The sequence below is a fragment of the Poriferisphaera corsica genome, from assembly GCF_007747445.1.
GTDB classification, from domain to species: Bacteria; Planctomycetota; Phycisphaerae; order Phycisphaerales; family Phycisphaeraceae; genus Poriferisphaera; species Poriferisphaera corsica.
Genome location: NZ_CP036425.1, coordinates 1,529,610 through 1,554,976, shown reverse-complemented (window position 1 = coordinate 1,554,976; position 25,367 = coordinate 1,529,610). Strand labels below are relative to the sequence as shown.

The following is a 25,367-nucleotide window of genomic DNA, read 5'->3' as shown; positions in this document are numbered from 1 at the left end:
CGGTAGACAATGAATCCCACAACATCTCAAATCATTGATGTTTTTCACTTGAAAGGAACTCGAATTTACATTTATTCAATCAATGATCTTTATCTATTTTTATCGAAACCGTCTTACACTGTCAATGAAAATTTATGATTTACATCTAATACCCACTATCGAAAATCCACACACGACAATCCACCATAGCTCGGATAACAACTGACCTGATAGACCATGCGCTTTTTTCAAATACAACACGGCGAACACGAACATATCCAACCGATCGCAGCATTTACCAATAAACACTCACAGTAAAAAGCATGATGAATCAAAACGAATCACGTATTGATCAATTTAAAATGTGCCATGATTTACACTTGTGCGCAAATTTGGCCAGCTACTTCCGTCTAATCAACGACTGCACAATACATGGATTAATGATTACCTGCTAAACTTTACAATTCCTTGGCTATTTCTTTCAAAAACACATAATTATTGCCCCAAAACGCATCAAAACGAAATCCGCACTTGTGGCTGTATTGGAATTGTAACTACGATCATTCCATAGATTTACAGACACGAAATACGTCTCGCACCCAAAACGTGCGCACATGCGCAAATAAAAAAGCCGTCAACATTTTCTGTCGCGGCTTTCAATATGTTCTATCTATTCGATCAACTCATGATTTTTTCGGAGTCGATTCTTTCTTCGCCGCAGGCTTATCCGCCTTGCCTGAATCACTGCTCTTACTCTCAGATTTCGGCGTCGCAGCTTCTTTCTTATCCGCTTTTTTTGCGTCTTTTGCCGCCTTCTGATCTTTGCTGTAACCTTCTGATCTGTAATCAGTTTCGTAAAAACCGCTGCCCTTAAAAATCACCCCGGCCCCCGCCCCGATCAACCGGCGCAACTTCATCTTGCCACATTCAGAGCATTTCTTCAGCGGCTTCGCACTCATCATCTGAAATTCTTCAAACGCATGCTCGCAGTTATCACAAACATAATCATACGTCGGCATCGCAATATCCTTTACTCACAACTACCTTTTAATCCAACACTTACACACCACGTTATTGCGCGACAATCACACCCGCCGGACGGATCGTTTTATCGTTGATCACATATCCCGGCTGGAACTGCTGAACAATATGATTCGTTTCAACTTCCTCGCTTGGTTGACGCATCATCGCTTCATGCTTGTTCGGATCAAATTCTTCACCCACTTGAGCTTCAACTCTTTGAACACCAAATTTCCCAATTGAACGTAAAAGCTCATCCTTAACGATCTTAACGCCGCCAAGCAGATCGTCGACCGTAACCTTCTCTTTATCAACTTCAACCGCACGATCGAAATGGTCAAGTACAGTAACCAGTTCACGAGCAATACTCATGACCTGCTGTTCCTTAACCACACCAACATTTTGCTCAGCGCGACGAACATAATTCTGATAATCCGCCGCCGTACGCAGGTACTTATCGTTAAGCTCTTGCAACTGTTTACGAAGCTTATCTTCTTCGGTCAGTTCGATTTCCCCTTCGGCCTCGGTGTCGAACTGCTCCTCAGGATTATCATTACCTTCAAACTTGAAGTTGTCGTCCTGTGGTTCTTCCATGTTGTTTATGTCTTCGTGACTCATATCAGCCTCATTGCTGTTTTAAGTTTATTGATGGCATTATCTGCCGTCTATCTCCTGATTAGTATAGCCAAAATAATTGAGCTACTTTATCAGGCGATTTTGTTTTGATTGTCAGGTATTACTTATATGCGGTACTGCGCTTTGGGTTCTGAACGGCGTTTCTTGTTGAAATTTGCGGGTTTGTGGTCATGTTGCGTTTATCAGTGTGCTACCGAGTGATGTTGGTGATTAAACCGTGCTAGGCGCCAAGGTGCTCTTTGATCTTCTCCCAGAAACCTTTGGTATGCGGAAGCACATCATGATCCTCTGTCTCAGCAAACTCACGTAGAAGTTGCTCCTGCTTATCGGTGAGCTTCTTGGGAATCTCGATCAGGAGAACGACGAGGAGATTTCCTCGGCGGCCGGAGCGTAAGTTTGGTAGTCCTTTTCCAGAAATCTTGATCACATCACCATGCTGCGAAGCTGCGCCGATCGTGATTTCATCTTCGCCTTCGAGGGTCGGGATGTCGACCTTGGCGCCGAGTGAGGCTTGCGTGAAGCTGATAGGCATTTTGAGGATGATATCATCGCCATCACGGACAAAGAGGCTGTGCTGCTCGACACGAATGACGACATGAAGGTCACCACGTGGGCCGCCATTGAGTCCGGGTTCGCCCTCTGCGCCGACTCGGACGGCTTGGCCATCGTGAACGCCCGCGGGGATTTTGACTGAAATTTTGCGGTCTTTGAGGATGCGTCCTTTGCCACGACAATCGGGGCAGTGTTCTTTAACAACTTTACCTTGGCCGTTACAGTCGGGACAGGTTGCGACCATGCGGAACATGCCGCCGAGGCCGGATTGCATGACTTGACCGTTGCCGCCACAGGTTGAGCAAGTGGTGGGATCTGTGCCGGGCTTTGCACCGGAGCCATGACAGGTATCACACTCATCCTGACGGGTGAAGTCGATATCTTTTTCGCAGCCTGAGAGGACTTCTTCGAGTGAGATTTCGGCGAGTGTTTCGAGGTCATAACCTCGGGTTGGTCGATTGCCACGTGGGCCGCCGCGTGCGCGTCCACCGCCGCCGCCAAACATGTCGCCGAAGATATCACCGAACATCGAGAAGATGTCGTTGGGATCCATCTGGTTAAAGTTATGCCCGGCGCGTCCTTTGAGGCCTGCGTGGCCATACTGGTCGTAGAGACGACGTTTATCTTCGTCGGCTAGAACTTCGTAGGCTTCAGCAGATTCTTTGAATTTGATTTCGGCTTCTTCGGAGTCTGGATTGCGGTCGGGATGATATTTCATCGCCATTTTGCGGTAGGCGCGTTTGATTTCATCACCGCTTGCGGTGCGTTCAATGCTGAGGATTTCGTAATAGTCGCGCTCTGTGGCCATGTTGTGATCCGGTTTGGGAGGTCAAGGGGTTTTGGTGCGGCATGAGGTTGAGGAGCGGTTGCGGTGTTGAGTGAAGAAGGCTCAGCGGCTTTCACCGGTGAGCCCTGAAATTTTCATTTATGTCGGCATGGCAGTTTTGCCGGCCTGTATCTAATCGGACGCTGCACGCGTTGATTAGCTGATTGCGCCTTCGACTGCCTCTTCATCACCTTCGAGCTCTGTAACGAGGACATTGGTGGTGAGCATGAGGCCGGAGACGGACGCTGCATTTTGAAGGGCTGTACGAGCGACGAGGGCGGGATCGATGATACCAGCCTTGACCATGTCGACATACTTACCGGTCGCAGCGTTGTAGCCGTTGTTTCCGGTCGCTTCTTTGACCTTCTCGACAACGATGAAACCGTCATCACCTGCATTTTCGACGATCTGACGCAGGGGCACTTCGAGTGCTTTTGCGACAATGTCGAAGCCGAGCTTTTCGTCGCCGCGTGCTTTGGCACGCTTGGCTTCGATCGCTTCAACTGCGCGGACAAGTGCGACACCACCGCCGGGGACGTAGCCTTCAGCAGCCGCGGCCTTGGTGGCGTGGAGTGCGTCATCGACGCGGTCTTTACGCTCTTTCATAGCTGTTTCGGTGGGTGCGCCAACATTGATGATGGCGACGCCGCCGGTGAGCTTAGCGAGGCGTTCTTGCAGTTTCTCACGGTCATAATCGGAGGTTGTGGTTTCGATCTGCTTACGGATCTGAGCGATACGTTGTTCGAGATCGGCTTTTGTACCGGCACCTTCGATGATGGTGGTATTGTCTTTATCAATGATGATTTTCTTGGCTGAACCGAGCTGTTCGAGTTCAACAGCTTCGAGCTGAATACCGAGATCTTCACTGATGAACTGGCCACCGGTCAGGACAGCGAGATCCTGCATCATAGCTTTGCGGCGATCACCGAAGCCGGGCGCTTTAACGGCGGCGACTTTGATGGTACCACGCAGACGGTTGACGACGAGTGCGGCGAGCGCTTCGTTTTCAACGTCTTCGGCAACGATGACGAGAGCCTTTTGAGCCATCGCAACTTTGTTGAGCAGTGGAAGTAAATCCTGAAGATTGCTGATCTTTTTCTCGTGGAGAAGGATGATCGCGTCTTCGAGGATACACTCGGAGGATTTAGGATCGGTCATGAAGTAAGGAGAAAGGTAGCCCTTATCAAACTGCATGCCTTCAACGTAGTTGAGATCGATTTCGGCGGTTTTGCCTTCTTCGACTTCGACGACACCGTCTTTCCCGACCTTTGAGATGGCTTCTGCAATTGCTTCGCCAACTTCTAAGTCATGGTTAGCTGAGACGGTAGCGACTTTTTTATAGTCGTCTTTGCCGTCACAGGGGACAGCCATAGCTTTGATGGCTTCGCCGGCGACATCGGAGGCAGCATTGATGCCACGCTGAAGAGCGATAGCGTTTGCGCCTGCGGTGACGTGGCGGAGGCCTTCGGAGAAGATGGCTTCTGCGAGGACGGTTGCTGTGGTCGTGCCGTCACCAGCCTTGTCGGCTGTTTTCTTGGCGACTTCGACGACCATCTTGGCGCCCATGTTCTGGAATGGTTCTTTGACTTCGACTTCCTTGGCAACGGAGACACCGTCTTTGGTGACAGCGGGTCCGCCGAAGGATTTCTGCATCACGACATTACGGCCGGTGGGTCCCATGGTGACCTTCACGGCTGCGGCGAGTTGCTCAAGACCTTTTTTGAGCTGCATTGCCGCATCAGTTCCAAACATTAACTGTTTGCTTGCCATTGTGTTGGCTCCAAAAATCTGATGATTAGCTAGTGATTACACACTGCCTCCCCCGGAAGTTTTGACTTCGCAAAATCCAGGGAGAGGGAATCTCCGCGAAGGAGATGACAGTGCAACTCAAATTAGTTTTCGATAACACCGAGAAGTTCGCTTTCACGAACGATCATGTGCTCGACACCGTCGATGTCGACTTCAGTACCGGCGTACTTGCCGTAGAGGACGACGTCACCCTTTTTGATGGTGAGTTCGGTGCGTGAGCCATCTTCGTTGAGTTTACCGGGGCCAACAGCAACGACGGTGCCGGTCATTGGCTTTTCGGTGGCGGACTCAGGAAGAAAGATGCCGGAAGCGGTTTTGGTTTCAGCCACGGTCGGCTTGAGGACGATACGGTCGTCTAATGGCTTGACAGTTGTTTTCTTTGCCATCTTGTTTTATCTCCAAGCGATTGTTTCGCTTTAAGTGTTCTAATGATTAGTTAGAGGGTTATGAGAAGGTGGGGCTGATTACATCATGCCGGGCATGCCCATGCCGCCCATTCCGGGCATACCGCCCATGCCACCCATTCCGCCCATGCCTGGCATTCCGCCGCCCATACCACCCATGCCGCCCATGCCGCCCATGTCGGGCATGCCGGCTGCACCAGCAGCGTCGTCGGATGATTGTTCGGTCACGATGCAGTCACAGCTAAGAAGAAGTGTTGCAACAGATGCAGCATTCTCTAGTGCGGTGCGATCGACTTTGGCTGGGGTCATGATACCTTTTTCGATGAGGTCGCCGTATTCGAGCTTGAGTGCGTCGAATCCGAAAGAGCCTTTGCCGTCTGCAACTTTGCTGACAACAACGGTACCACGTTCGCCTGCATTATCTGCGATGGTCTGGAGTGGAAGTTCCAGAGCTTTGCGAACGATGGAGATGCCGTTGGCTTCGTCGCCTGTCGCTTCGATCTTATTCAACTTCGCGATAGAACGGATGAAGCTGACGCCGCCACCGGGGACGATGCCTTCTTCGACTGCAGCGCGGGTTGCATGCAATGCATCTTCAACACGAGCTTTCTTCTCTTTAAGCTCGGCTTCACTGGCTGCACCGACATTAATCTGTGCGACGCCGCCTGCGAGTTTCGCGAGACGTTCTTGGAGTTTTTCACGGTCATAATCGCTTGTTGTCGTTGCGATCTCATGACGGATTTGCTCGATGCGAGCTTGGATTTGCTTGGATTCACCAGCACCTTCGACGATGGTTGTGTTTTCCGCGTCGATGATGATTTTCTTCGCCATGCCAAGTTGTGAAAGTTCTACGTTATCGAGTTCGATGCCGAGATCTTTCATGATGGCTTCGCCGCCGGTGAGGACAGCGATATCTTGAAGCATTGCCTTGCGACGATCGCCGTAACCTGGAGCTTTGACCGCACAGATATTAAGCACGCCACGCAGCTTATTCACGACGAGGGTCGCGAGGGCTTCGCCTTCAATGTCCTCAGCAATGAGAACGAGTGGGCGTTTGGCTTGCTGCACTTTTTCAAGCAATGGGACTAACTTCTGAATAGAGCTAATCTTGTCTTCGAAAATGAGGATAAGGGCTTTGTCCATTGAGACGAGCATGTTGTCCGCATCGGTGACAAAGTTCGGGGAAAGATAGCCACGATCGAACTGCATACCTTCGACAACGTCGACGTATGTTTCGAGGCCCTTACCTTCTTCAACGGTGATGACGCCGTCTTTGCCGACACGCTCCATTGCGTCGGCCATGATTTTGCCGATTGCAGGATCGTTGTTAGCTGAGATGGTGGCAACGTTTTGAATATCCTTTTTACCGTCAATGCCCTTGGAGAGCGACTGGATATTTTCGATGACTGCGTTGACAGCCTGCTTCATACCGCGAACAACTGCGTTAGCATCGGCGCCTGCGGTGATCTGCTTGAGGCCTTCGCGGAAGAGTGCTTCTGCGAGGACGGTTGATGTTGTGGTGCCGTCACCTGCCTTGTCGGAGGTTTTGCTTGCAGCTTCTTTAACAAGCTGAGCACCCATGTTTTCGTTTTTGTCTTTAAGCTCGATTTCTTCAGCAACCGTTACGCCGTCCTTGGTGACGGTTGGGCCACCCCAACTCTTGTCGATGACTGCGTTACGGCCACGCGGGCCAAGCGTGCTTTTGACTGCTGCGGCGAGTTTTTCAACGCCACGCAGGAGTCCTGCACGAGCTTCCGATTCAAAGGCCAATTCTTTTGCGGCCATTACCACGTATCTCCTTTAGGGGTCCATGGATTGAGTATTTCTGAACAGTGTGTCCCCGCCATTTCGTCGCTGAGCACCTAATGCGAAGCATGCGCACTCACACCGACTGCCAATATGTATGGCAATTGGTGTGCCAGAAATAAGCTGCAACCTGAGCACCTCTTCGGAATCATAAATACATTAATACATGTCACTTATCGTTTTCTGATTGCTATCAGGAATCGTATGGCATGCCCACAAACCTGCCAACCTGACAGAAGCAGAGAAATGAATCTGTCAGGTCATGACATAAAAAGGCCCACTGCGGGCCTTGGATGATGCTTCATTTCGCAGGATCTAGGGGCTTGGTTATCGCCGATCTACCAATAATTCCACAGCATCGGCTTTGATATCGCTAAGACTGATCGGGCCAGCTTCAAAAGCACGGATATCCTGCTCTGCCCATACGGTGCCATGCTGAACGATAATTCTGTAATTGGCATCAGCCGGCACACTACCTTTCCAATATCTCCCGTCTCGTTTGAGGGCGATACTACCGGGACGCCAATCCGCGGGAAGCTTTGGATGCTTGGCAACAGGTGAGTCTTTATAGAATGCGGCAATTTGCTCGGGGTAAAGTTCGAGCACTGCTTTACTAAACCAATAACAATGACCGGCAGCACCTGAGTCGCGAACTTGTTGAATTTTCTTCTTCATGTCTGGCCAGGAAGTTGGTGCTCCTGTGCCAACAACTCTCAAGCCGGCAATAAGATCTGATTTACGCTTGCCTGCAGTAGCAACTTGTTCTTCCCAAGTTGGCTTAAACGATGAAAATGAAGTTCGATAAGCTTGTGGCACAAACTCATCCATAAGACCTTGATCTGACCATGCTTTCCAATCACATGCATAATGCTCAAACGACCATGGATAAACAGCAGGGCTAATTGATACGATCAGATTGGGGCGGATTGTTTTGAGTTCACGATAAAAATCTTCAGCAAATTCTGTAACTTTTTTTGATCGCCATGCAATCCATTCAGGATCGTGTTCATTTGCTGGAGGCAACTTACCGTTGTGCTCTTGCGCATAAATTTTTTGTGTGTATGGGTCGTAACCCATTGATGTTGGCCACGCAATACGATCGTCTAATTGAACACCGTCGAGATCGTATCTAATGACAGATTCTTTGATGATATTAAGCAAGAGATTGCGTGATTCAGGGCGAAGCGGGTTCATCCAAACAAACTGATTTTGCCTGCTAACTTGCTTGCCTTCTTTGGTGAGTGTTAGCCACTCTGAATACTGCTTGCGGAGTTCTGGGTGTGAATCTTTGTATGCGGCCATAAATCCGTATTCGAACCACGCGATATAGACCAAGCCATTTCGATGCGCATGTATCAAAGTTTCACTTAACAAATCTCTGGGGCGTCCGGCCATTTCCCTTTGCGAAGGACCTTGCTTGCCTGGCATTAATTCGGGTTTGCGTTCAACCCCGATAAGTTCATGCATCGTATTTGAAGGAAATTGCGTGTACCCATTTTTCCAAACTTCCACATAAACCGTATTTAAGCCTAAATCTTTCAGGCGTCGCATGCTTCGAGCAGTGGCAGATGGCGTTTCTATATTGTTATTGGCCGTTGTTGTTAACCACGTTCCACGTACTTCAGATTGAATATCGGCGGCATTCAGAATCGATGCCGTTGCTGTACATACAAGTGCAAAAACAACGATGCTTAATAAAAATTGCGACAGAATACTAAATTTCAATTTATGTGCTCCTGTTATCGGTGATGTATTTTATTTCGCGCAACAAACAAGATGATTTACCGGAAGCAAATCTTTGTTACACCAAATTACATGCATCAAAAGGGCACCAACAGCTGCTTTAGCTGGTGACTATCATACCTTAGATAAAGCCATGATCCAAACTGATATACAGAGAACTACAAGGCAATGTAAGGAATAGCCGCATCGCGTTAACATCTGCGGCAAGCACAACGATAAGACTATCATGACAACATTCGTACTGCGACTAAGCAAATTATGCTCATCAGCCTTTTTGCAGTTTGGCTAGGCAGCAACGCCATATATCATTTGGATCGCCATGAGCGAACAGATCTTTTCGCAAGAGAACATATTGAACCGAATGGTATAACTAAACACACAATCTTTGGCTATAAATTCGATCTCGACACTGTAAGCAGAAATCATTTCCGAACCGCCATACATGCCACAAACTTGATTGCAGCGACATGCTCAGCTTTAGGGGTCATCGTGCTACTCATTTTTTCATTTCGAGATCAATCAGTTTTTCATCGAGCAAAATGGCTCGCGAGTCTTGGCTTAGCGATATCATGCTGTACTGGATTAAGCATCTTGAGTGGACAGATCGCGATGAATCCAGATTCCGTCATGATTTCAAGTACGGCGGCATTTGAAAGCAAAACGATATTCTTAATTGCTTGCTCGATTATTCTCATCACTTTTTTGATTCAGCCAGAATCGATGCCAATCACAAAAAAAGTGCAACAAAGTGCTTCGAAACCCAAACCTAACCCCAAAGCAATGGGTTAATGCCTTAAGTGTGGATAACGCAGCATTTTGTATACGACAGATAGGCTTTTTGACTACAAAGCTTCTTTGTGCTTTAATACTTGTCTCACAAGACTGTGAGCAAGCATTCGTATAATATACGAGTTCGCAATCAAGAAATTATGACTATTGATTGCGGGGTAGAGCAGCCAGGTAGCTCGTCGGGCTCATAACCCGGAGGTCACAGGTTCGAATCCTGTCCCCGCTATTTTAAAACTAGAAACGCCAGTCACTTACGTGATCGGCGTTTTTTAGTGCGCCAAGCCGGGCTTGCCTCAGGCTTGCCGTGGGCTTGTTTGGGCTTGCCGAGGCGTGTGACATCCATTTCAAATAACCGTAGGTCAGGAACAAAACCGTACCCTGCCCACTCCCCTACCCCCGATTCCAACCCTTAAAGCCACATCCTCTCACACCAATCCTCCCTGCAAAACCGACGTAACCGTCAAAACCTCTGACCGCAAATACCACCTATGCCCACAGCCCGGAGGCACCAATCGCGCCGGCGGCAAACAAGATTACGTTAATCTGATACAGGCAATTAGGTTAGAGGAGTAAGCCCCCAAGAATTGACATGAACATGGACGATATATGGCTTGGCAACACCACACAGCCTGCCGAAAATAGCAAAGCCCCTGCCTCACAGAATGCCACTGAATGCACGAGGTGCGATGCTCTCGTGTTTTAAAGACATAGCTCTGGATGGGGTCGGGCAAACGTACAAAACGCTACTCGGTCAAACCTCGCCGCAATTCTCGATTACACAAGACCTCCAGCTGGGTTTCGTCGGTCTTGACGGTACCTGTAAATTGCCAAAACACCCCCATAACAAACCTGCACCAACGGCTGAGCTATTACACGTCAATTCGTCACAAGTAATCAGGCAACAGAGATAAACTACAAAACAACAACATAAATATAAACATGAACGATTCAAAGCATACAACGCCACACACATTCAACACAAAAAGACAATCAAAACTACAACACGCGAATACAATTTGTTTTAACCGTTCGTTGACCCCCAAAGCCATCAATTCGATTTTAAAACCGTCTCCACACACCTCTACTAGCACACAAACTCAAATTAGATTGATTGAATTCAACGTTATTATCAACAAGATCCAGAATCACACACAATAATGTTATAATTGATATATGTAAATCTGTTTTCACCAAAGTTATTTCTATAACAATCTAAATGCATACGAATACCAAAGCGAGTCATATGGAATTTTCCCACGATCTTGAGGATTTCGAGGATCTTACGAAATGTATACAGAATTGGCCGTTAGTCAATCTTATTGTTGGCAGCATTTATGATCATCTACCATTTTGAGATGACAAGGACGTGACCGATCAAATCAGCGAACTGATCCTTACAATGATCGAATGTGACTACCCTTTCCTACTGACCTATTATCTCATACAAACATTCTAGACAATTCTTAAATTGAAAGATAATCAGTACTGGAATTTGAAGAAGCACTCGAATATCACTCAAATGATTGAGTACGTTCGAGATGACAAGGCTAAAGATGGCACTATATATTTAATAATCTAAGAACAATGTTGATTAAGTTAATTTCCAGGCGAATATAGCACAAATCAAATGATAAAAGATTTTTAGTATAAATATTTTATATTCAATACAATTAGGTCTCAACTACATCTCAAACTTTATAAATGCAAGTACTACAGATATTTTATCATTAAACAGAATATACGATTTATACAACATTGCGTTTTTTTAGCACACAGATTAATCCAGCAAAACCCAACATAAAGAAGGATGTCGGCTCTGGCAGATGTGTAAATCGGATGAGAGCGGCATCACCTCCGTCTAGAATAATTTGATAGAGATCTTTATTATTATATACACCGTGTGCCGCTAAAATTTCTTCATTACCAGTTAGTGGGTTTAGTATAAACACGGTATCGTACATGTCATCTATCGTGAAGTATGCAGTTCCTCTGGCAAGCGAAGTGATATTCATATCTTTACCATGGCGCTTATTCACGAGAAGAATATAACGATCTATCGAAGCAGCATCATCGGCTTCAAATACACCGTGAAGGAACTCCTGGCCCCAAAATCTATCAAAAGGTGAATCGACAGATGTTGTATATCTTGTTGTATCGTCAGGAATCGTGTTATCAGTGATTTTGCCTGTGTGATAAACGCCAATTGAGTTTAATTTGAGAAGTTCGTCCCCCAACACGAAAGCTTTATCATTTGTATTCTGGACAAGATTATACAAATCGGTTGGTTGTCCATTGACGTGATCAACAATACCTTCACCAAAACGACTATCGTCAATACGGTAGTTATAGTAATACAAGCCCTTCGCTCCATAAGCCATATGACTATATGCTTGCCATCGAATATCTGAGCCACTAGCTCGTCGGTAAGGTCCAGCCCAATGATCTGTCACTAATACAAATCCAAACAAACCGATGCCATTCTCTAACGATTTGTCCCGAAACAGCTCAAGATTACTGTAAAAATCGGTGCGATCTGTACCATCCTCTAGCAGTGCATAGTGCGTATGTCCAATGACTGCTGGCTGCACCTCATCAATATACTTCTGTACGTATCCCTCATAATCAATCCCGTATTTTTCTGGCCGCCCATATGACCATGCATAATTTGGCAGTATATTACATATGGGTAATGCATCTGGATCGTTCTCGTAGATATAATTATGTGCTTGTCTTAGTGCAGAGAATTGATCTGGCTCTGGTTCATCTTTCAGCGTATAGCCAATCACGTTATAGCTGTTATTATTTGCGAAATTTACTGTGTTAATAAGCTTTGATTCATTCAAGTGCAGGCTCTCAGATTGCCCGAGAATAATACCGACATTTGCTGTTTCCGCATTTGCGACTTGATGCGTTGAACCTCCAATAAGTAAACGTGGTACATTGGCCATTGTAAGACCAGCATTTCTGTAAGTCTCATACTCACTGACTGTTCCGCCATATCGATCAAAATATGACCATGCTGAGATTGGTAATGCCCCTTGCCTGTTTGCAAGCCATTGGTTCCATCTAGCTGATGATGGATTCGCGACATACTCAATGCTAAGCAGTGGCCCGGAGTAAACGCCATCTTCTTTTGAAGCCCAGTGATCATGAGAGGTTGAAGTGCCATCTCTTGAGACCATAAAAGTGATGCTTCTATTCACATCAGAATTCAATAGCCCTTTAACACTTGATGCGGCAACACTGTACTGATCACCAACATATCCACCGTTACCACCGTTCTGTACTTGCCATGAACCGAGGAATGTTGTCTTTGTTGGATCGAAACCACGACTTGATTCGATGTCATTCCCGAGTGCATTATTCCATGTCATCCCAGGCGGGGTGTTCTCAGATTCAATAAAGGGTACAGTTTCTGCATCCTGATTAAGCCCAAACACATCATACTTCCAGCTCCATGCACCAACTAAACTTCTTGTCATAGTAAATGTTGCTGAAGTGGCATAACCAAAATCGTCTGGCAATTCAAAACGAATATACGCTTTTCCTGATATACCGATATTAGGGTCAGTATTCTGCTGCTTTATAAATAAAACATTACGGTTATATGCATCATTGGCCGCGGCACCCGATCGAACATCAACATCAGCAACAGCATTTAAGGTAATCGCACTTGCCTGCAAAACTTGATGGCTTTTACCTATTAGAAGAATATAAAATGCTGCCAGCAAGATTGTGATTCGATATAGATTGCTATTTAGCGTCGAGTACTTCATATGCCTTACCTCTCTACCATGAAGTTAATATAAAAATAACGACAATTCGTATAGAAATGTGACATAGTATCGGTAAATACTATGCCATTATAGTTATGAGTTTTTACAAGAACGTAAGACGAGCAAACCACCTGCCATACTAAGAAGTGCCATACTGCTGGGCTCAGGTATAGGAACTTGATCATAAGTCAGTGATAAAGTTGGGGCGTTAAATGAACCATGAGATCTTGAGGCAAACTGCTCGACAGCACTGGAGAGATTTGTACGACCTATCATCAGAGTAATAAATCCATTGCTATCATTATTGACAAAATCAACTAAATCTTCACTGTCGATGCTGTAGCTGTCACCGGCAACACCATCATTTTTAGTGCCAATCACAGTATACTCACCTACTACTATTGAGCTGCTAAATTCCCAAGGGCTTGTAGCCACATTTCCCGGGGCATTGTTCCATGTTGTGCCGCTAGGTCCATTAGCTTCGATCCAATCTTCACCAATACCATCATCAAGACCATAAATTTTATATGTGTAGTTCCACGGGCCGGCAACTGCACGTGTTATCGTGAATGTTGCATCTGTTGCCTCATAAAAATCCTCAGGGAGTGCATACCGAATATATGCTTTATAACTTCGTGTTGAAGATGGGTCTGCACCTGTGTTACCAATAACGAGTGTTTCTCGATTATAACCATTATCTGCAAGGTCTTTTGAACGAATGTCAGCATCACCATGTGGGCTTAAATCTAAACTAACTGTACCTGCTTGTGATATTCTTGCGACCCCAAAGATTAACACACCAGCCAAACCATACATTTCAACTCTCTTTAATCGCATCACATAAACCTCCGTATATGCAGCCTCGTGTTGAAGTACATTTGTTCTATCGCTGCATCATAGAACACTTTAATTCATCTAATCATCAATATGAAACTTGATATGAAATAATATACTTGAGTGATTCAAGTTAGTTTGGTGGATTGTTATCAACGTAAGCAGGCAAATCATCGCCCGGAATCGTCGCACCATGTCCATCTAGAAAAGTGTAATTCCGAGCACCATTATGAATTGGCTCTAATGGCTCCAAAGTGTTATGTCCACCAATTGCCTTTTGATCATTATCATAGAAGAATGGGATCTCTGAATCACCAAGACCTGTATAAGATACAATCTCATCGATTCTCATAGGAGCTTCTTGGTTGGGGTAGCCAAAAGGCCGCCGCCATTGGCTTGGATCGCCCGCTTGATAAACTATACCGACTAACCTGTAGTGCGTAATCGTTTTTAATGTATTTGATAATTTCACTTCGCCGCCATAAAAATCATGAGCTGTTGGGCAAATTACTGCTTCAGTATTCAATTCACCATTATCGTCCGGCTTGGTACCAAGATATGATCCAAGATGGTATGGCAGGAAATACTGCCGTCCGGCGTTTCCATACTGTATTGGAATCCCAACCCATAATCCACCATGTGTTCCGGGTAAACTTCCCTTATTGTCATTAGCATACATTTGCGTGGCAAGACCGATATTTCTTGCGTTACTCAGACACTGCAGTGTCATCGCAGTTTGTCTAGCCGCACTCAACGCCGGCAGTAATATTCCTATTAGAAGTGCAATAATTGATATAACCACTAATAATTCAATGAGCGTAAATGCACGTTTCATCATCATCCCTTTAACTTAAGTGTTTAATTCAATATTTTGATCAATGTCACTCCCGACATACTATTCTATATTTTTATCCGTACTCTTGGCATTCTGCCTTTTATAGAAGACCCACTTCTTGTAATCTTGATCTTCAAGTATATTCAACATTTGCTCAATCATGTCACCAATTTCTCGACGGCGTATCATCATTAATGTTGGATCTTGATTGAATTCATTATGTTCCTTTACAATTGAGTCTGGTATGGTTAGCAAATTCTCTGCAGCTCGTACAATTCTAATACCATTCGATTTCTGAAAGATGGGTATAGCTTTTACTTTCGCGGTTAACTTTTCTAAAAGCTCAAAATACTCGTAATCTTCAATTGCATCACGCATGACTTCGATACGAACTGATCGCCATGGCTCAAGATTTGGCCCCGCATACAGCAGTACACCATCGCCATTCATATTTTGCCATTCCAAGTTGTACATCAAATGATCTCGATAATCGATTGGATTTGTTGCATCAATAGGCAAATCTTTGGAAATATTTCGCCCTGCCCAATCGGTCCAGCCATTTACTGCCCAATATAAGAAACCTTCTGCGCCAAACTTTCTCGCGTGCCAAACTAGCATACGATGATCAATAGCGGGTTCGTCTACACACAAATTAGCTGTCGGTGGTGTTGGACTGATACAAACGTAGGACCAGAGGGTATCACCTTTCTTCTTTCTTTCTTGAAAAAATGGTTTGGACAGTACATCAAGCTTTGCACACCAAATATCCACAAGACCCGCTAATTTTGGAGCTGGCGCGCCGATCGTTTGCATAATTTTAACTTCTGGATTCTCTCGCTTGATGTACTTATACGTCTCTTCAATAAACTTAATTAGCTCTGGGTTATGTGCTTTTGGTTCATCAAAACCGTAGATGTATTGATCGGTTCGGAAACCTAAAGCTTTCCATTCCTTCAGGATCTTATTAACTGGAGCTGCTACATCTTGAGGTGTTTTGCCTGGTGTTTTTTCTTTAAGCCATTTCTCAATCGTAAAACCACTGGCCATTCGATATATGCAAAAACTGTATGGCGGAACTTTATTCTGAATTACACCAACGGTATTTTTCAGATTAGTCAGATCAACAGATGAAATTACATTGATACCATGTGCATTTTCTTGGAAGTTAATTTGACGATATTCAAAACCAATATTTTTAGGGGCCATACGATATTCATCTAAAATATTTGCCCATCTCATAAAGTTATCTATAGATAAACATTCTTCAGGCTTGATGTTATCGTAGTAGTGCTTTGACAAGAACTTTGCGTATACACCGAAAGGTGTTGCAAAATTGCCTGGCTTTGGCAATTTAAATTTTCTAACATTGGCCTGTACAGGAATAACGTGCAGCTTACCATCAATAGTCACTTCAACATTGCCGCGATAGATTCCTGCTGGTTGATCTGCTGACGCAGTCAAAGTGATCCAAAAAGCGCCGATCCGGTTACCTCTAATTGAGAATTCTGATTGCTGTGGTTTCAGAATATCACTCCACCAGCCAACATGCTCAGTAGCATATGAAGCACTACCTGTTCTAACATAATCTACTTCATGCCAACGCATATCGAGCACAACGCCATCTGTATTGATCATCGGCGTAATAGAAAAATGGCCTTGGCTGACCGGTTGCCCATGATTATCAATGACAATCTGAAAAGACTCTGCTTCGTTTTTTGCCAACTCAAGATAGGTTCGTTTCGCTTTATCAATTCTGCCTAGATTGGCACCGTTACGCCACAACTTATCAAGTGAACTAACAGACCAAACATTTGCGGAACTTTCGGCAAACCCATTGCTGCTCATAGCCACACAAATGAAAAAAGCCAGAATCAACTTGAACAAATAGCTATATTTCATAGATCGCATCGTCTCCTGTTATCATGCCGAATGGCTATTTTAATCAAACTTAGAATCACTAATTAACTTGCCTAAAATCATTCAAACTCGCCCGCTCTAACTCAACTTGCCCCGTATTGAGGCTTCACACGAACAAAAGCAATAACAATAATCAAGACTAAAACACTTGATAGAGCGCGTTATCATGCTAATATCAAATATATATCACAATGATTATTGTGTCAATATATTTTGCTAAACTATCTAACAATTCAATCAAAGTATACAATCTTATGCTATGGCAAAAAAAATGGCTCCAAAAGCAAATCATCCACAATCCATTACTATTGCAGATGTTGCAAAGAAGGCAAGCGTTTCAAGAGCAGCTGCATCACATGTTCTTTTAGGAAGTGGTGCAGGTAAAATTCGTGTAGGTAAAGATACTGCTAATCGCATTCGTAAGGCTGCAACAGACCTTGATTATGTACCTAACCAAGTAGCGAGACAACTTGCAGGCGCATCTAGCAAACTTCTTGGTGTACTTGTTGACTCCAAAGCCAATGACTTGAATCATACGCGTCTCATGCTTATTGAATCAGAAGCAAGACAAATGGGATACAACCTGTTAATCAGTTATGAACAACCAGATAAGCAAGCAATCGACAGCCTTGCAAGAAATTTCCTCATGCGAGGTGTTGCTGGCATATTGTGTATCCACCACGTATATCCAAATGATTCAGATACCGTTGTTGAATCGCTATTGAATGTCACAAATAAAGCAATTTTTATTGATGAGCCTACAATATCAAATGCTGAATGGGTCGGCGTTGATTATCAAACCGGTGTAGAAATGCTGGTCGATAGGCTGATAAAAAATGGAAGACGTAGAATCGCCCTTGTTTTGCCGGATACACAGTGGTACCAACCGCCGAAGATGCTGCACGGATACAAAGCAGCATTGAAACGACATGGTATGAAGGTATTTAAGAAACTTCAATACATACACTCCGAACGTGTGCCATATACTCGTGATAACTATTACGATGATTTTAACGAACAGGCGGCAGATAACGCCCTTCATGCATTAACTCAAGAAGCGTCAGCTGATGCAATAATATGCTTTGATGACTGGTTTGCAAGCAGTCTAATCTCCTCAGCTAAAAAGGCTGGCATCACAATACCTAGCGAACTCGCGATTACAGGGTTTGGCAACTACCGAATCCGGCAACATGTCACACCGACTATCACAAGTGTAGATTTCCAACTAAATCTTTTAGCTAAACAGGCTGTCTTACGCTTGATTAATTTGATCGAAAACAAAGAGCTTCCGTCCACACCGAACCTGATTACGCCACTGATTATCGAAGGATCGTCGGACTGATCTTTTTAATGCGCATTGATTACCATCTTTTATTGTATCTTCAAATTACTCCTGTACTTTCTGTAGCATTCCCAGCGTCATTACGTTTTACCGTCTGTATTCGTTAGTGTTAGTAGCAACTCCTACGACTACACCTTGTTGTACTCACAATAAAAAACCTTAATCTATAAAATGGCCAAACATCGCTTGCTCTATTTGATAGAGCGCGTTATCATTCTGAAATGAACACTATTGATTGGTTTATATTAGGACTGGTTGTATTTGCGACGACTTCACTTGCGTGGTGGACACGTCGTTATACGAAAAGTGTTGCTGACTTTGTTGCCGCAGATCGTTGCGCTGGCCGTTATGTGCTAGGTGTTTCCGAAGGTATTGCAATGATCGGTGCGATCTCTGTTGTGCTCATGTTTGAGATGTATTACAAGTCCGGCTTCTCTGCTGTCTGGTGGGGACTCATGCAACTTCCAATTGGCATTATTGTAGCTGTGACAGGTTGGGTGATATATCGATATCGTCAAACACGTGTACTGACACTTGCTCAATTCTTAGAGATGCGATACAGCAGGCGATTCCGGATTTTTGCTGGGGCATTAGGTTATATTTCCGGCATACTTAATTATGGCATTTTCCCAATTGTAAGCGCTAAGTTTTTTGTGCTGTTCCTTGGCTTACCTTTAGAGTTTTCATTCTTGGGATTAACAATACCCTGTGTACCGGCCATTATGGCATTCTTCTTATCACTGTCACTATGCTACGTCTTTGTTGGCGGTCAGCTTGCGGTAATGGTCACGGATTTTTATCAAGGCGTCTTCTGTAATTTAGTTTTTGTAACAATGATCATTTGGGCACTTTTGAATTTTGAATGGTCGATGATTACCGAAGCGATGGCTTCGAGCGAATCTGGTCGTGCTTTAATGGATCCAATGATTGGTGGCGCGGATGATGATTTTGGTTTTGTCTTTTTTGCAATTTGGGCAGTAGCCTTTTTCTTTAACAACATTGCCTGGCAAGGACGATCTGGATTTAATGTTGCGGCATCAAGCCCGCATGAAGCAAAAATGGCAAAAGTGCTAGGTACTTGGCGTCAACTGGTCAATGTCACCGTGATGGTGGTCTTGCCGATTTGTGTATGGGCAGTCATGCATCATTCTTCAACAGCAGATCAGGCGGCAGCCATTCAAGCATCTGTTGACGCCCTTCCTGATAAAACGATGCGCCAACAGGGCATGGTTCCAGTTGCACTCACACATTTACTTCCTGCAGGACTTATGGGTTTGTTTGCTGCCATGATGTTTGCGGCAATGACAACAACCGATCAACCATATCTCCACTCATGGGGTTCGATTCTGGTGCAAGATGTCATAATTCCACTCCGTGGCAAGCCACTCAGTCAGCGTGCTCATCTTTGGATGCTTCGAGTTTCAATTATCTTTGTAGCTGTTTTTGCATTCTTTTTCGGTTTACTCTTCCAACAGACACAATACATTGCAATGTATTTCCAGATCACTGGTGCCATCTTTATGGGTGGTGCTGGTGCCGTCATCATTGGCGGCTTGTATACACGATGGGGCACGACAGAAGCTGCATGGGCAACCATGATTATTGGCTCAATGTTTGCTCTCTTTGGTGTCTATGCAACAAATTACATAGATGCATTTCCACTTAATGGGATGCACATGTTTGGCCTGACAATGCTTCTTGCATCGACAACTTATATCGTGGTTTCACTGCTGACGAGAAAGCAAAGCTTTAATCTTGATAAGTTACTACTACGGGGCAGGTACGCAGAGAATGAACATGGACAAGCAAATGTTAAGAAGAATATAGGTTGGCGATCACTCATCACATCCGAATTCACACGCGCTGATAAATTGATTTACATTGCCGTCATCACATGGACACTTGGCTTGTTCTCTATCTTTTTACTCGGAACCATTGCTGCAATGTTTGTTGAAATTTCATTCAAGATGTGGGCGAACTTTTGGTGGATCTATGTGATCATTACTTGCATCGTTGGATTAATTACAGCGATATGGTTCGGTATCGGTGGCACATTTGAAGTTATTGGCATCTTTCGAACGATGGCATCGGCGAAAAGAAATGCGCTTGATGATGGCTATGTTCAAAGCGACGCATCCGAATCAGATGAACGCTTAGAGGAGATACGTTTGTGATGCTCATTAAACAGAAACTACATTTTAGAATATGCCTTTATTGCACTTCAGTTACTATTGTACTATGTGGATTATTGTCAGGATGCTCACCAGTTTCAAAAACAAAAAACCACTCGAATACACACACACTGCTAGATACACAATATGCAAATGAATTGAAATTACCTGCGGACCGACTTGATAATCAATCATCAACACCGCACGAGGGTGGCTGGTATAGATGGTCGTATAATCAAGCCACAGATGAACTTGAATTGCGATTCTACTTCGTAGATTCTGATTTACTTGCAAAAGGTGAGTCTGATCAGTTGCCCCATTATAAACTTGGCGATGTGTTAGAAATCTTTCTTCAATCGCCACAACGTAAACACTATTGGGAAATTTTTGTAACGCCACGCAGTTACCGATCATCTCTGCTGTGGACGAAGCAGCATCATCGAGGCGATGAAGATCAGCCTAGCTTACGTATATGGCCTCGTGTTGATGTCAAACTCCACGGCACACTAAATGATTCGTCTGATATAGATGAAGGTTGGTCTGGTACCGTCTATTTTTCCGTCAAAGATTTTGGGGTGATGGGGGACACTTTACCTTTAGACCGTTCATGGTACGTGCTTATCGCACGCCAAAACTACAAAAAAATAATTGATAAAGATCATCGCGAGCTTAGCAGTTCACCTGGCTTAACCCAAACCAATTTCCATCTACATGCTGAGTATGCAAATCTGGATGAGCTGTTACAAGACGCGTATTAAGTAACTTATCAGGAAGAAGGATTTGTTTTCTATGGGATATATTAATTTTTTTGATGATTGGGCATTGATCGCACGTGAGAATCTTGAACGTGAAATGGGGCAACCTCGCTATGTCCCAGAAGGTACGTTAGAAGATCCTTTATGTGAAGGCACGTGGGATTTTCCTCTTGTCGCCTACCATGATGGTAAATACATCGGTCTATATGGTGCCGCACCATCACATCCTGAGCACGGTACAATTAGAACACCATCTGGCACGGATAGTAAGGTATCACCTCGAGCACCAATCGTTTGTTATGCTGAATCAGAAGATGGTATTCACTGGAAAAAGCCTGATCTTCGAGACGCGGTTTCATTCGAAGGTTCCGTACGCACACCAAATCAGGTATTCGGTTTGAACAACGGCGTTGAAGGTGGTCCTGCAACCTATGATCCACACGATCCGGATCCAAACCGACGATTCAAACTCTTGATTAACTATGAACCATCTGATTGGAAAGAAACAAACGGTGCATTACATCAGGGATGTCGTGGCTTGGTCACTTCGCCTGATGGAAAAAACTGGACCATTGCACATGTTTTCTATGACCAAAAAGCAACTGATACACCCACGAGTGTGTTTTATAATCAAGAATTTCAGCACTATACATTCAACGTTCGTCAGTATGCAGGTGATCGACGTGTCTTTTTCTTCCATACAAAAGACTTCACCGAATTTACTCGACCTGAATTAGTGATGCATCCTGATCCACAAGACCCGCCGCTCGTTGGATTCTATGGTATGCCTGTTTTTCCTTACGAGGATATGTATATTGGTTTGTTGTGGCGTATCTTCTGCGATCCCGCATCAAACAATCTCCCCAATGGCGGCATCGATGCTGAGCTTTGCTATAGCTATGATGGTTTGCGTTTTAATCGTACGTACCGCAGAGCATTCATTCCCCGTAATGAACTTGGCGAGCATGGTGGCGGTTGCGTTTACACTGGATCGATGCTCGTCACACCTGAAAATCGAATTCACTTTTACTCTGGCGGATCTAAAGCCGAGCATTTCCAAAATCAAGAACTTACTGACGCAGCATTAATGCTTCATGATATGCGGCTGGACGGGTTTATGTATCTAAAAACTCATGCAGGTGATGGCCGCATGCGTACCCGTGCGTTCTATATCACAGGCGATGATCTACGTATCAATATACGATGCCCTTGGGGAGAGGTTCGTGCGCAACTGCTTGATGAAGACAGTAATCCACTTGATGGTTTTACATTCGATGATTGCGTTCCCTTTCAAGGAGATGATTTATTTTGGTCACCAAATTGGAATGGTAAGCACTTTGGGCAAGCTTGTAATGGCAAACGTCGCCAACTAGAGTTAAAAATCACCACTGGTGAAGTTTATGCAATCCGCGGCGACTTTGTTCGTCTGAAAAGTCTTTGGGACACCGACCCATCATAATTACACATTTAACAGGGTAAAATATCTATGCCAGAACTATCTCGTACTGTTATTGAATCAAGTATTGAACAAGCAATCGATGCTTTTCAGCATTTTCGACTTGCACTACCCGACTGGGCATACTGGTCTAAAGAGGATTGGAAGAACCGTGCTAGTGACCAGGCATTTGATGAAATTCGTGATTGCATGCTGGGTTGGGATGTTACAGACTTTGGCTCTAAGCACTTTAATGAGATCGGACGCGTTCTATTCACATTACGTAATGGCACGACAAAGAAGTTGGGGTATGAGAAAGTTTATTCTCAAAAATACTTGTTTGATCCTGAGTTACAACGCGCTCCGGCGCATTTTCATCAAGCCAAGATGGAAGACATCTGTTGTCTCGCCGGAGGCAATATTTGTGTGCAATTACGTGGCGTCAATCCAGACAATACGCCAAGTGATAAACCACTTACAGTTAAAGTTGATGGCGTCGCACGCATTATCGAAGCAGGAGAGATTATTCGGCTTAAACCCGGCATGAGTGTATGTATTATGCCACGCACGATTCATCAATTCTGGGGAGAAGAAGGAACTGGTCTCACTGTTAGCAGTGAAGTATCCAGTGTATGTGATGACTGGCATGATAACTTCTTCTTAGAGCCTGCTGAAAGATTTCCTCAAATTGAAGAAGATACGATTGCAACACGCTATCTGTGTCATGAATACCCCGCAAACAAGTGTTAGTTAATAATGTTATGTGTATTATTTTTATTCAAGCCGCTGCGTAATAGTGATTTATGCAGCGACTTGTATTTATGAATGTAACAGTTAGTTGAAATCAGACTACAACTATAGGTCGATCATGGCACATTTATTAGGAATTGATATTGGTACTTCCAGTACAAAATCGCTTATTAGTACAACCGATGGCAATATACTCGCAACGGCTACTGCAACACATCCAATCTCAATGCCAAGGCCCGGTTTTAGTGAGCAAAACCCACACGACTGGTGGAATTCTACTTGTCAATCTGTTCGTTCAGTCATGCATAAAGCTTCAATCTCTCCTGAATCGATTCTTGCAATTGGATTATCAGGCCAAATGCATGGCTCGGTTTTTCTGAACAAAAATCATGAAGTCCTACATCCCGCCATTCTCTGGAATGATCAACGAACTGTTACAGAATGTGACATGATTGAATCCATCGCTGGATCAAAAAAGAAACTAATTCAAGCTGTTGGAAATCCTGCTCTACCAGGATTTACCGCTCCAAAAATTCTTTGGTTTCGTAAACATAAACCCGATCTTTTTGAGCAAACCGCAAAGATACTTCTGCCGAAAGACTATATTCGATTGCGCATGACCGGCACTTACGCCACAGAAGTTTCAGATGCCTCAGGCACGCTTCTTTTTGATGTTAATAATCGAAAATGGGATCACGCATTCATGCGTAAACTTCACCTAGATCCCTCATTGTTCCCAGATTGTGCGGAATCACATGTTGTTACAGCTGAACTATCCGATACTGGTGCAAAAGAACTTGGTCTTCAATCAGGTATATCAGTTGTAGGCGGTGCTGCAGATAATGCAGCCGCTGCGGTTGGGAATGGTGTTGTCCAGCATGGGCATCTTTGTTCCTCTATAGGAACATCAGGTGTGATGTATGCTCACTCTGAAGTACCTGAAGTAGATCCACATGGTCGTGTTCATACCATGTGCTCCGCAGTTGATGGTGAATGGTGTATATTTGGATGCATGCTTTCAGCGGGTGGTGCATTCCAATGGTTTCGCAACCAGTTGGCAACTTTCGAATTCGAGCAATCAAAGACGCTCAATCAAAGTATTTACACACTATTAATTGAAGAGGCATGTAAAATACAACCCGGCAGCGAAGGTCTTTTCTTTCTTCCATATCTCGCAGGCGAACGCTGTCCACACATGGATCCTGATGCACGTGGGTGTTGGATTGGTTTAACGCAACGGCACACGAGAGCACACATGATTCGTTCTCTACTGGAAGGTGTCACGTTCGGCATGAATGATATGCTTCAAATCTTACGTAATATGGATATTTCTACAGAGATCATTCGACTAACTGGTGGTGGGGCAAAAAGTAATTTATGGCGACAAATCCAAGCTGATATTTATAATTCCCCAGTTACAACGATAAACACAAGTGAAGGTCCTGCATATGGAGCCGTGATTCTTGCTGGAGTCGGCGCAGACATTTGGCCAGATATTCAAACTGCTTGCAAAGCTATTGTAATCGAAAAAGAAAAGCTCAACCCATCTAGTGATAGATCAGTTTTATATGCGCGTTATCACAATCAATATACAAAACTTTATCAAGCACTTTCCTCACAATTTAGAAGTATAGAAAAAATTTAGGTATTAAACGAATCAATATAGACGTTCAATTGGTTCATGATAAATAATATTAGGTAATGATAATATGGCTTTGACTAACTTACGTGAATATTATGGCAATTTTTGAAAGAACAAAAGTTTGTGTTACAGGTGGGCTGGATTCATTGATTCATACCTGACCCAAGCGCTGATTGACTTCGATTCAGTCGTAGTTGTTATAGACGATCTATCTGGTGGTGATATAACCAATTTTGACACATTTAAAGATCAAGCTGAGGACAAATTAATATTTATTGAAGCGACTATCTTAGATGAAAGAGCAGTGCGAGCATTTATTAATGGATACCGCTTTATCTTTCATCAA

18 protein-coding genes and 1 tRNA gene are annotated in these 25,367 nt (G+C 44.3%); 8 read left to right on the top strand and 11 right to left on the bottom strand.

Going from position 1 to position 25,367, the window contains the following annotated elements; translation table 11 throughout:
* Positions 1–662: 662 nt before the first annotated feature.
* The 7 genes from KS4_RS06270 to KS4_RS06240 form a co-directional block, all read right to left on the bottom strand.
* On the bottom strand, positions 663–998 hold the full coding sequence (locus KS4_RS06270; RefSeq protein WP_145076159.1) for an FmdB family zinc ribbon protein: 336 nt from the start codon (positions 996–998) through the stop codon (positions 663–665).
* A 52-nt stretch (positions 999–1,050) separates the two neighbouring features.
* Positions 1,051–1,617: a nucleotide exchange factor GrpE gene (locus tag KS4_RS06265; RefSeq protein ID WP_145076155.1), complete on the bottom strand. Its 567-nt coding sequence runs from the start codon at positions 1,615–1,617 to the stop codon at positions 1,051–1,053.
* 238 nt (positions 1,618–1,855) lie between these two features.
* A complete protein-coding gene (gene dnaJ / locus KS4_RS06260) occupies positions 1,856–2,995 on the bottom strand; it encodes a molecular chaperone DnaJ (protein ID WP_145076152.1) in 1,140 nt (379 codons plus the stop codon).
* Positions 2,996–3,169: 174 nt separating this feature from the next.
* Entirely contained in the window at positions 3,170–4,783 is a 1,614-nt protein-coding gene (gene groL / locus KS4_RS06255) for a chaperonin GroEL (RefSeq protein WP_145076149.1), read from the bottom strand.
* A gap of 122 nt (positions 4,784–4,905) precedes the next feature.
* Positions 4,906–5,208: a co-chaperone GroES gene (locus tag KS4_RS06250; protein WP_145076146.1), complete on the bottom strand. Its 303-nt coding sequence runs from the start codon at positions 5,206–5,208 to the stop codon at positions 4,906–4,908.
* A gap of 78 nt (positions 5,209–5,286) precedes the next feature.
* Positions 5,287–7,011, bottom strand: coding sequence for a chaperonin GroEL (gene groL, locus KS4_RS06245; protein WP_145076143.1), 1,725 nt, complete (start codon positions 7,009–7,011; stop codon positions 5,287–5,289).
* Positions 7,012–7,359: 348 nt separating this feature from the next.
* A complete protein-coding gene (locus tag KS4_RS06240) occupies positions 7,360–8,757 on the bottom strand; it encodes a glycoside hydrolase family 10 protein (RefSeq protein ID WP_200761634.1) in 1,398 nt (465 codons plus the stop codon).
* Positions 8,758–9,033: 276 nt separating this feature from the next.
* Between KS4_RS06240 and KS4_RS06235 the strand changes: the two genes are divergently transcribed.
* Both KS4_RS06235 and KS4_RS06230 read left to right on the top strand, forming a co-directional pair.
* Positions 9,034–9,564 (top strand): hypothetical protein, encoded by a 531-nt coding sequence (locus KS4_RS06235; RefSeq protein ID WP_145076137.1) that lies wholly within the window; start codon positions 9,034–9,036, stop codon positions 9,562–9,564.
* A 152-nt stretch (positions 9,565–9,716) separates the two neighbouring features.
* Positions 9,717–9,790, top strand: a tRNA-Met gene (locus tag KS4_RS06230).
* Positions 9,791–11,309: 1,519 nt separating this feature from the next.
* On the opposite strand, the gene KS4_RS06225 is transcribed toward KS4_RS06230, so the two are convergent.
* The 4 genes from KS4_RS06225 to KS4_RS06210 form a co-directional block, all read right to left on the bottom strand.
* Complete coding sequence (locus KS4_RS06225) at positions 11,310–13,340, bottom strand: hypothetical protein (RefSeq protein ID WP_145076134.1); 2,031 nt, start codon at positions 13,338–13,340, stop codon at positions 11,310–11,312.
* Positions 13,341–13,433: 93 nt separating this feature from the next.
* The gene (locus tag KS4_RS06220) at positions 13,434–14,177 is read right to left on the bottom strand and encodes a PEP-CTERM sorting domain-containing protein (RefSeq protein WP_145076132.1); all 744 of its coding nucleotides are present in this window, start codon (positions 14,175–14,177) and stop codon (positions 13,434–13,436) included.
* A gap of 130 nt (positions 14,178–14,307) precedes the next feature.
* On the bottom strand, positions 14,308–15,009 hold the full coding sequence (locus tag KS4_RS17870; RefSeq protein WP_234698862.1) for a type II secretion system protein: 702 nt from the start codon (positions 15,007–15,009) through the stop codon (positions 14,308–14,310).
* Positions 15,010–15,069: 60 nt separating this feature from the next.
* Positions 15,070–16,908 (bottom strand): glycoside hydrolase domain-containing protein, encoded by a 1,839-nt coding sequence (locus tag KS4_RS06210; RefSeq protein ID WP_200761633.1) that lies wholly within the window; start codon positions 16,906–16,908, stop codon positions 15,070–15,072.
* A gap of 277 nt (positions 16,909–17,185) precedes the next feature.
* Between KS4_RS06210 and KS4_RS06205 the strand changes: the two genes are divergently transcribed.
* The 6 genes from KS4_RS06205 (at position 17,186) to xylB (ending at position 25,024) form a co-directional block, all read left to right on the top strand.
* A complete protein-coding gene (locus KS4_RS06205; protein ID WP_145076123.1) occupies positions 17,186–18,268 on the top strand; it encodes a LacI family DNA-binding transcriptional regulator in 1,083 nt (360 codons plus the stop codon).
* 221 nt (positions 18,269–18,489) lie between these two features.
* Positions 18,490–20,442, top strand: coding sequence for a sodium:solute symporter family protein (locus KS4_RS06200; protein WP_145076120.1), 1,953 nt, complete (start codon positions 18,490–18,492; stop codon positions 20,440–20,442).
* Complete coding sequence (locus KS4_RS06195; protein ID WP_234698861.1) at positions 20,439–21,197, top strand: hypothetical protein; 759 nt, start codon at positions 20,439–20,441, stop codon at positions 21,195–21,197. Before KS4_RS06200 ends, KS4_RS06195 begins: the two co-directional genes overlap by 4 nt.
* 31 nt (positions 21,198–21,228) lie before the next feature.
* On the top strand, positions 21,229–22,653 hold the full coding sequence (locus tag KS4_RS06190; protein ID WP_145076114.1) for a glycoside hydrolase family protein: 1,425 nt from the start codon (positions 21,229–21,231) through the stop codon (positions 22,651–22,653).
* Between the two features lie 27 nt (positions 22,654–22,680).
* Entirely contained in the window at positions 22,681–23,379 is a 699-nt protein-coding gene (locus KS4_RS06185; RefSeq protein WP_145076111.1) for a D-lyxose/D-mannose family sugar isomerase, read from the top strand.
* Between the two features lie 118 nt (positions 23,380–23,497).
* Positions 23,498–25,024, top strand: coding sequence for a xylulokinase (gene xylB, locus KS4_RS06180; protein WP_145076108.1), 1,527 nt, complete (start codon positions 23,498–23,500; stop codon positions 25,022–25,024).
* Positions 25,025–25,367: the final 343 nt, after the last annotated feature.